Annotated in this window: 6 protein-coding genes; 1 reads left to right on the top strand and 5 read right to left on the bottom strand. The window is 66.6% G+C overall.

Going from position 1 to position 4,989, the window contains the following annotated elements; translation table 11 throughout:
* On the top strand, positions 1-1,447 hold a 1,447-nt coding region (locus tag VF662_RS06010), incomplete at its 5' end, for an SH3 domain-containing protein (protein WP_464138890.1).
* Here VF662_RS06010 and VF662_RS06015 read toward each other — a convergent pair.
* The 5 genes from VF662_RS06015 to rpmD all read right to left on the bottom strand — a co-directional run.
* Positions 1,444-1,971: an SRPBCC family protein gene (locus VF662_RS06015; protein WP_464138891.1), complete on the bottom strand. Its 528-nt coding sequence runs from the start codon at positions 1,969-1,971 to the stop codon at positions 1,444-1,446. The genes VF662_RS06010 and VF662_RS06015 overlap by 4 nt on opposite strands.
* Before the next feature lie 43 nt (positions 1,972-2,014).
* A complete protein-coding gene (locus VF662_RS06020; protein WP_464138892.1) occupies positions 2,015-2,665 on the bottom strand; it encodes an adenylate kinase in 651 nt (216 codons plus the stop codon).
* Positions 2,666-2,693: 28 nt separating this feature from the next.
* Complete coding sequence (gene secY / locus VF662_RS06025; RefSeq protein WP_464138893.1) at positions 2,694-4,061, bottom strand: preprotein translocase subunit SecY; 1,368 nt, start codon at positions 4,059-4,061, stop codon at positions 2,694-2,696.
* Between the two features lie 164 nt (positions 4,062-4,225).
* Positions 4,226-4,747 (bottom strand): 50S ribosomal protein L15, encoded by a 522-nt coding sequence (gene rplO / locus VF662_RS06030; protein ID WP_464138894.1) that lies wholly within the window; start codon positions 4,745-4,747, stop codon positions 4,226-4,228.
* A gap of 68 nt (positions 4,748-4,815) precedes the next feature.
* On the bottom strand, positions 4,816-4,989 hold a 174-nt coding region (gene rpmD / locus VF662_RS06035; RefSeq protein WP_464138895.1), incomplete at its 5' end, for a 50S ribosomal protein L30.

Here is a 4,989-nt window from a genome sequence, read left to right on the forward strand (position 1 = left end):
CGGCTATTATTTTTCCACCTGCGGCCGCTGCGGGCGCGACCTCGTCAGGACCGCTTATGGCGGCTGGCGGGTGCCGAAGGGCTTCAAGGTGGTCTGGCAGGCGCAGCCGCCGGAAAGCCTGACCCCGGTCGAGCTCGTCCCCGAAGCGCCTCGATCGGAGCTGCCGCCGAGCCCGCAGGAGCAGCACGAGCAGATCCCGGAGCAGCGCAACGCTGATAACGAGCAGGAGCAGCCCGAGCAGTTGCGTTCGGAGCCCGACCAGGATCTCGACGAAGATCCGGATCAGGACCGGAACCAGATGGAGCTGCCGATCTCCGAGGTGCTTCGCCACCTCGAGGCCGAAGAGCAGCCCGCCTATCCCGGCCCCTTCGACGGGGAAGACGAACCGTCCGACCGGCCGCCTACCGAGCCGGCGGACGAGCATCCGACCGTGCAGGAACTCGCAGGCGAGGCCGAGGCGCCGCAGGCAGTCGACCCTGATGCTCCGGCCGGAGCAGCGGAAAGCGAGCCCCCGGCCGATCCTGTGCCGGGACTGGAGCCCGAGGCGGAGCAAGAGGCGGAGGAGGCTCCTGAAGCGGAGGCGGAGCTGGCCTCGGAGCCGGAGCCGGAGCCCCAGCCGGAGCAAGAGGCGGACTCGCTCGCTGAGCCGGAACCAGAGCCGGAACCCGATCTTAACTTCGAAGCCGAACTTGCGGCCGCAGCGGCTGCATCGGCGGCTGCGAAGGTTCCTCCCGCCGACGACTTCATGGAAGACGACTGGTTCGTGAACGACCAGCCCGGGTACGAGGATTGGGACCGCGCAGCCGAGCACGACATCGACACGATCGCACCCGAAATCGTCGACGATGAGAAGGAGCATGTCGGCAACCGGAGCGGGAAGATCCGGTACGGCAAGGAAGTGGCGACGGTGGCCCCTGCCCCGGCGACATTCCTCAACATGCTGCGCCCCTCGCCCGAAGAGGTCGCGGCGCAAGCCGAGGCCGAGGAGGAGGAGGAGGAGGACGAGGAGGACTTGCCTCCCGCCCCTCGGCGCTCTTCGAACATGGGAGCAATCCTGGCGGTCGCCGCGTCGCTCGTCCTGCTGATGCTGATCGTTGCTCTCGGCAGCGGCTGGGAGATCAGGCGGAGCGATCCGGCGATGGTCACCTCAGCCGCTTCGGAGCCGGCAGCGGCGGCGCAAGGCCGGGCTCCCCAGCCGCAACCGGAGCCGCGCGCCACGGACGCCGCAGTCACGGGCTTCTCCGAGCCGCAGCAGACCGGGTTCGTCACCGCCAGCCTGCTCAACTGCCGGACCGCCCCCGCGGAGCAAGCCGAGCCGGTGCGGATCCTGCGGCGCGGCGACAGCGTCGAGGTGCTTGCGATCGAGCCCGAATGGGCGAGCATCTCGCATCGCGGCCGCCAATGCTGGGCCTCGACCCGCTACCTTTCCGCGCAGCAGCCGCTTTAGCGGGGAACTCCGAGCCTCCGCTGGAGGCGCTGCAACTGCTCGGCGAGCACCTGATCCACCGGGGACGCGAGCTTGTCGGCGCCGCCTTCCAGATAGCCGCCCACCACATAGGTCTGGGTGATCCTTGTGCCGCCGGTCACCGCCTGCAGCGTGTAGGTGAGCGTACCAGCTACGGCCTGCGCCTGTAGCGGGCCAAGTCCGCCCTGGAACCGAAGCAGCTTGCCGGGCTGGGCCTGCACGACCCGGAGATGCTCGACGCTGCCGCCACCATCCAGAGCCTCGCAGAAGCAGCCGCCAGCGCGCAACTGCAGCCGGAGATTGCCCGCCTTGCCGGAATAGCTGTGCTGCGGGTTCCACCATTCGGAGATCCGGCCGATGGCGGCATAGGCCTCGGCGGGCGGGGCGGCGACGGTGACTGCCGTCTCGACGTGGAAGCCGGCGGCGCTCGATGATTTCACCTCGGCTACCGCCGGAGACGCTGCGGCGGCCAGTGCCGCAAAGATTGCCCATCGACGCAGGTTCATTCTGCCTCTCCCCTTCAAGCAGCCGAAGAAGCCCTGCCCCCTATCAGGCGCCGTCGAGGATCGCCTCGATGGAGCGGTTGACGGCTTCGATGGGCGCCATTCCGTCGACCCGGCGGACGAGGCCCCTGGCTTCATAATAAGGAAGGATCGGCGCGGTCTTGGCGCGATATTCGGAGAGGCGCTGGCGGACCGTCTCGGCATTGTCGTCGGGCCGCCGCTTGAACTCGTCGTTGCCGCAGACGTCGCAGACGCCCTCCACCTTCGGGAGCTTGTAGCGATCGTGATAGCCCGCGCCGCACCTCGTGCAGGAGAAGCGGCCGGTGATCCGGTCGACCAGCGCCTCCTCGTCGACGGTGAGCTCGATCACATGGTCGAGCGAGCGCTTCCGCTCCGAAAGCAGGGTATCGAGCGACTCCGCCTGCGCCTGCGTCCGCGGATAGCCGTCGAAGATGACGCCGCGCTCGGTGTCAGGCTGATCGAGGCGCTCGCCGAGGATCTGGCTCATGAGATCGTCCGGGAAGAGCTTCCCCGCCTTCATGATCTCGTCGGCCATCCTGCCGATCTCGGTGCCGGCCTTGACGGCCGCGCGGAGCATATCGCCGGTCGAGACCTGGACCATCCCCCGCTCCTGCTCGAGGCGGGACGCCTGGGTGCCCTTCCCTGCCCCCGGCGGGCCGAGCAGGACGATGTTCATCTGGAGGCGCCCCGCTCGAGCCCGAACATCAGCGGCCTCGTCCGCCCTTCAGCTTCGCCTTCTTGATGAGGTCGCCATATTGGTGGGCGATGAGGTGGCTCTGGATCTGAGTCACCGTGTCCATCGTCACGTTGACGACGATGAGGAGGCTGGTGCCGCCGAGGTAGAAGGGGATGCCCGCCCGCGCGATCAGGAATTCCGGAACGAGGCAGATCAGCGTCAAATAAGCCGCGCCGACAACGGTGATGCGGGTGAGGACGTGGTCGAGATACTCCTCGGTCCGCTTGCCCGGACGGATCCCGGGAACGAAGCCGCCATATTTCTTGAGATTGTCCGCCGTCTCCTCCGGGTTGAACACCACGGCCGTGTAGAAGAAGCAGAAGAAGATGATGCCGGCTGCGTAGAGCGCCATGTAGAGCGGCGCGCCGTGCTGGAGCGCGGTCGTGATCGAGATCAGAATGTCGCCCCAGGTGCTCTCTCCCTCGACGCGGTTGCCGGCGAACTGCGCCACCGTCAGCGGCATCAGCAACAGCGAGGAGGCGAAGATCGGCGGGATCACGCCGGCGGTGTTGATCTTCAGCGGAAGGTGCGACCGCTCGGCCTGCATCTGCCCGCGCGCGGTCTGGCGCTTCGGATACTGGATCAGGACGCGGCGCTGGGCACGCTCCATGAAGCAGATGAAGAGGATGAGGCTGGCGGCGAGAGCGATCACGCCCATGATCACGCCCGGGGAGAGCGTGCCGGTGCGGCCGCCCTCGAACGCCTGGGCGATCGTGGTCGGGAAGTTGGCGACGATGCCGGCCATGATGATCAGCGACACGCCGTTGCCGATGCCGCGGCTGGTGATCTGCTCGCCGAGCCACATCAGGAACATGGTCCCGCCGACGAGGTTCACCACCGTCGTGATGCGGAACATCATGCCCGGATCGATGACGGCCGAGCCGCCCTGCTGGGCGCCCCAGCCTTCGAGGCCCATGGCGATGAAATAGCCCTGGATGGCGCAGAGGAAGACGGTGCCGTAGCGCGTATATTGGTTGATCTTCTTCCGGCCCGTCTCGCCCTCTTTCTTAAGCGCGGCGAGCGTCGGCGACATCGAGGTCGCGAGCTGAACAACGATCGAGGCGGTGATGTACGGCATTACGCCGAGCGCGATGAGGCTCATGCGCTCGAGGCTTCCGCCCGAGAACATGTTGAAGAAGTCGAGAACGCCGCCGCGCGTCGTCTGAAAGAGGTTGTTCAGCGCGCGCGGATCGATGCCGGGCAGCGGCACGAAGCTCAGCAGCCGGAAGACGATGAGAGCGCCGAGCGTGAACCACAGCCGCTTCTTGAGGTCGGTCGCCTTGGTGAAGTTGGCCAGGCTGATATTGGCGGCCATCTGTTCGGCTGCGGATGCCATGAGTGTCTCGACCCTTGAGTAAGAGCCGCTCATCCTGAGTAGCCGGTGAGCCTGTCGAACCGGCGTATCGAAGGACGGTCCTTCGATACGGGGCTTCGACTTCGCTCAGCCCCTACTCAGGATGAGCGGGGGAAGTGCCGTATATAAGCACCCTGCGGCGGTTGTCAGCCGTTGGTCCGCTTCTTGACGCTGTTCTTCTTTGCAGCGGCCTTCTCGGCGGCGGGGGTGACTTCGATCACCTCGACCGAACCGCCAGCGGCCTCGACCGCCTGGCGCGCACCGGCGGAAGCGCCGGCGACGCGGAAGGCGAGCTTTGCGGAGAAGCTGCCCTTGCCGAGCAGGCGAACGCCGTCCTTGCCGCCGCGGGCGACGCCTGCGGCCTTCAGAGCCGCATGGTCGATCGTGCCGTCCGTTGCGAGCTTGCCGGCATCCACGAGCTTCTGGATCTGGCCGAGGTTCACCTCGGCATAATCCTTGGCGAAGATGTTGTTGAAGCCGCGCTTCGGCAGCCGCATGTGGAGCGGCATCTGGCCGCCCTCGAAGCCGAAGATGGAGACGCCGGAGCGGCTCGTCTGGCCCTTCTGGCCGCGGCCGCCGGTCTTGCCGAGGCCGGAGCCGATGCCGCGGCCGACACGGACGCGGCCCTTGCGGGCACCTTGATTGTCGCGGAGATCGTTCAGTTTCATGTTATTGCACTCGCTTTCGCTTTTGTCGCGCAGGTAAAGGTCACACTCGGTTCACACCAAAAAGGTGCTTACTCCGCGACCGAAACCATATGCTGCACTCTCTTGATCATTCCGCGGACCTCGGGAGAGTCCGTCAGCTCGACCGTCTTGTGCATCTTGTTGAGGCCCAGGCCGATCAGCGTCTTGCGCTGGTCGGGGGTGCGCCGGATCGGCGATCCGGTCTGCGTGATCTTGATGGTGGC

Origin of the sequence: Allosphingosinicella sp. (assembly GCF_036387215.1) — a bacterium.
Lineage (GTDB): Bacteria > Pseudomonadota > Alphaproteobacteria > Sphingomonadales > Sphingomonadaceae > Allosphingosinicella.

What these genes read in the sequence shown, in the direction of transcription:
- VF662_RS06020 (WP_464138892.1), bottom strand. Translation starts at nt 2,665, where the DNA reads ATGAACATCGTCCTGCTCGGCCCGCCGGGGGCAGGGAAGGGCACCCAG.
- secY (WP_464138893.1), bottom strand. Translation starts at nt 4,061, where the DNA reads ATGGCATCCGCAGCCGAACAGATGGCCGCCAATATCAGCCTGGCCAAC.
- rplO (WP_464138894.1), bottom strand. Translation starts at nt 4,747, where the DNA reads ATGAAACTGAACGATCTCCGCGACAATCAAGGTGCCCGCAAGGGCCGC.
- VF662_RS06015 (WP_464138891.1), bottom strand. Translation starts at nt 1,971, where the DNA reads ATGAACCTGCGTCGATGGGCAATCTTTGCGGCACTGGCCGCCGCAGCG.